This window comes from Kitasatospora sp. NPDC033851 (assembly GCF_055576085.1).
On the sequence record NZ_JBVIRL010000083.1, the window covers coordinates 1 to 3264 of the forward strand.

General features: G+C 57.1%; 1 rRNA gene. It reads right to left on the minus strand.

The window, feature by feature from the left end:
* Positions 1-2 precede the first annotated feature (2 nt).
* Positions 3-3123, minus strand: a 23S ribosomal RNA gene (locus ACZ51D_RS43400).
* Between the last annotated feature and the right edge of the window lie 141 nt (positions 3124-3264).

A 3264-nucleotide genomic window follows, 5' to 3' on the forward strand; every position in this document is an offset into this window, starting at 1 on the left:
CTGAGGACAAGCCCTCGGCCTATTAGTACCGGTCAACTCCACCCCTCACAGGGCTTCCATATCCGGCCTATCAACCCAGTCGTCTACTGGGAGCCTTACCCTCTCAAGGAGGTGGGAGTGCTCATCTCGAAGCAGGCTTCCCGCTTAGATGCTTTCAGCGGTTATCCCTCCCGAACGTAGCCAACCAGCCATGCCCTTGGCAGGACAACTGGCACACCAGAGGTTCGTCCGTCCCGGTCCTCTCGTACTAGGGACAGCCCTTCTCAACACTCCTACGCGCACAGCGGATAGGGACCGAACTGTCTCACGACGTTCTAAACCCAGCTCGCGTACCGCTTTAATGGGCGAACAGCCCAACCCTTGGGACCTACTCCAGCCCCAGGATGCGACGAGCCGACATCGAGGTGCCAAACCATCCCGTCGATATGGACTCTTGGGGAAGATCAGCCTGTTATCCCCGGGGTACCTTTTATCCGTTGAGCGACGGCGCTTCCACAAGCCACCGCCGGATCACTAGTCCCTACTTTCGTACCTGCTCGACCCGTCAGTCTCACAGTCAAGCTCCCTTGTGCACTTACACTCAACACCTGATTGCCAACCAGGCTGAGGGAACCTTTGGGCGCCTCCGTTACTCTTTAGGAGGCAACCGCCCCAGTTAAACTACCCACCAGACACTGTCCCTGATCCGGATCACGGACCCAGGTTAGACATCCAGCACGACCAGAGTGGTATTTCAACGGCGACTCCACAACAACTGGCGTTGCTGCTTCAAAGTCTCCCACCTATCCTACACAAGCCGAACCGAACACCAATATCAAGCTATAGTAAAGGTCCCGGGGTCTTTCCGTCCTGCTGCGCGAAACGAGCATCTTTACTCGTAATGCAATTTCACCGGGCCTATGGTTGAGACAGTCGAGAAGTCGTTACGCCATTCGTGCAGGTCGGAACTTACCCGACAAGGAATTTCGCTACCTTAGGATGGTTATAGTTACCACCGCCGTTTACTGGCGCTTAAGTTCTCAGCTTCGCCTGGACGAATCCAAGCTAACCGGTCCCCTTAACGTTCCAGCACCGGGCAGGCGTCAGTCCGTATACATCGCCTTACGGCTTCGCACGGACCTGTGTTTTTAGTAAACAGTCGCTTCTCGCTGGTCTCTGCGGCCACCCCCAGCTCGGAGTGCAAGACTCGTCACCAGGAATGGCCCCCCTTCTCCCGAAGTTACGGGGGCATTTTGCCGAGTTCCTTAACCATAGTTCACCCGAACGCCTCGGTATTCTCTACCTGACCACCTGAGTCGGTTTGGGGTACGGGCCGCCATGAAACTCGCTAGAGGCTTTTCTCGACAGCATAGGATCATCCACTTCACCACAATCGGCTCGGCATCAGGTCTCAGACTATGTGAACGGCGGATTTGCCTACCGTTCGTCCTACACCCTTACCCCGGGACAACCACCGCCCGGGCTGGACTACCTTCCTGCGTCACCCCATCGCTCACCTACTACTCCGTTGGGCCACCGGCTCCACCACGTCCCTTTGTCCGAAGACTCCGGGCCGGCTTCACGGGCTTAGCATCAGAAGGTTCAGCGTTGGCGCTTCAAAGCGGGTACGGGAATATCAACCCGTTGTCCATCGACTACGCCTGTCGGCCTCGCCTTAGGTCCCGACTTACCCTGGGCAGATCAGCTTGACCCAGGAACCCTTGGTCAATCGGCGCAAGAGTTTCCCACTCTTGTATCGCTACTCATGCCTGCATTCTCACTCGTGTACCGTCCACGACTGGTTTCCACCGCCGCTTCACCCGGCACACGACGCTCCCCTACCCATCACAGCAGGCGTTGGCCCTTCATGCTGCAATGACACGACTTCGGTGATGTGCTTGAGCCCCGCTACATTGTCGGCGCGGAATCACTTGACCAGTGAGCTATTACGCACTCTTTCAAGGGTGGCTGCTTCTAAGCCAACCTCCTGGTTGTCTCTGCGACTCCACATCCTTTCCCACTTAGCACACGCTTAGGGACCTTAGTCGGTGTTCTGGGCTGTTTCCCTCTCGACCATGGAGCTTATCCCCCACAGTCTCACTGCCACGCTCTCACTTACCGGCATTCGGAGTTTGGCTAAGGTCAGTAACCCGGTGAGGCCCATCGCCTATCCAGTGCTCTACCTCCGGCAAGAAACACGTGACGCTGCACCTAAATGCATTTCGGGGAGAACCAGCTATCACGGAGTTTGATTGGCCTTTCACCCCTAACCACAGGTCATCCCCCAGGTTTTCAACCCTGGTGGGTTCGGTCCTCCACGAAGTCTTACCTCCGCTTCAACCTGCCCATGGCTAGATCACTCCGCTTCGGGTCTTGGGCATGCAACTCAAACGCCCTATTCGGACTCGCTTTCGCTACGGCTACCCCACACGGGTTAACCTCGCTACACACCGCAAACTCGCAGGCTCATTCTTCAAAAGGCACGCAGTCACGGCCCGCCAGCAAGCTGACGAACGACGCTCCCACGGCTTGTAGGCACACGGTTTCAGGTACTATTTCACTCCGCTCCCGCGGTACTTTTCACCATTCCCTCACGGTACTATCCGCTATCGGTCACCAGGGAATATTTAGGCTTAGCGGGTGGTCCCGCCAGATTCACACGGGATTTCTCGGGCCCCGTGCTACTTGGGTATTCTTCAAGCGAGCCGTACAGATTTCGTCTACGGGGGTCTTACCCTCTACGCCGGACCTTTCGCATGTCCTTCGACTATCCATACGGTTTCTGACTCGCCGACCGGCCGGCAGACCGATCAAGAAAAAACCCACGACCCCGAAACGGCAACCCCTGCCGGGTCTCACACCATTCCGGTTTAGCCTCATCCGGTTTCGCTCGCCACTACTCCCGGAATCACGGTTGTTTTCTCTTCCTGCGGGTACTGAGATGTTTCACTTCCCCGCGTTCCCTCCACACTGCCTATGTGTTCAGCAGCGGGTGACAGCCCATGACGACTGCCGGGTTTCCCCATTCGGAAACCCCCGGATCAAAGCCTGGTTGACGGCTCCCCGGGGACTATCGTGGCCTCCCACGTCCTTCATCGGTTCCTGGTGCCAAGGCATCCACCGTGCGCCCTTAAAAACTTGGCCACAGATGCTCGCGTCCACTGTGCAGTTCTCAAACAACGACCAGTCACACACCCTCAACACTCCGAAGAGCGCCTCGAGTGAGGCCGGCACTGAGACAACGGTCAACCGTTCCCTCAGGACCCAACAACGTGCCCGACACAG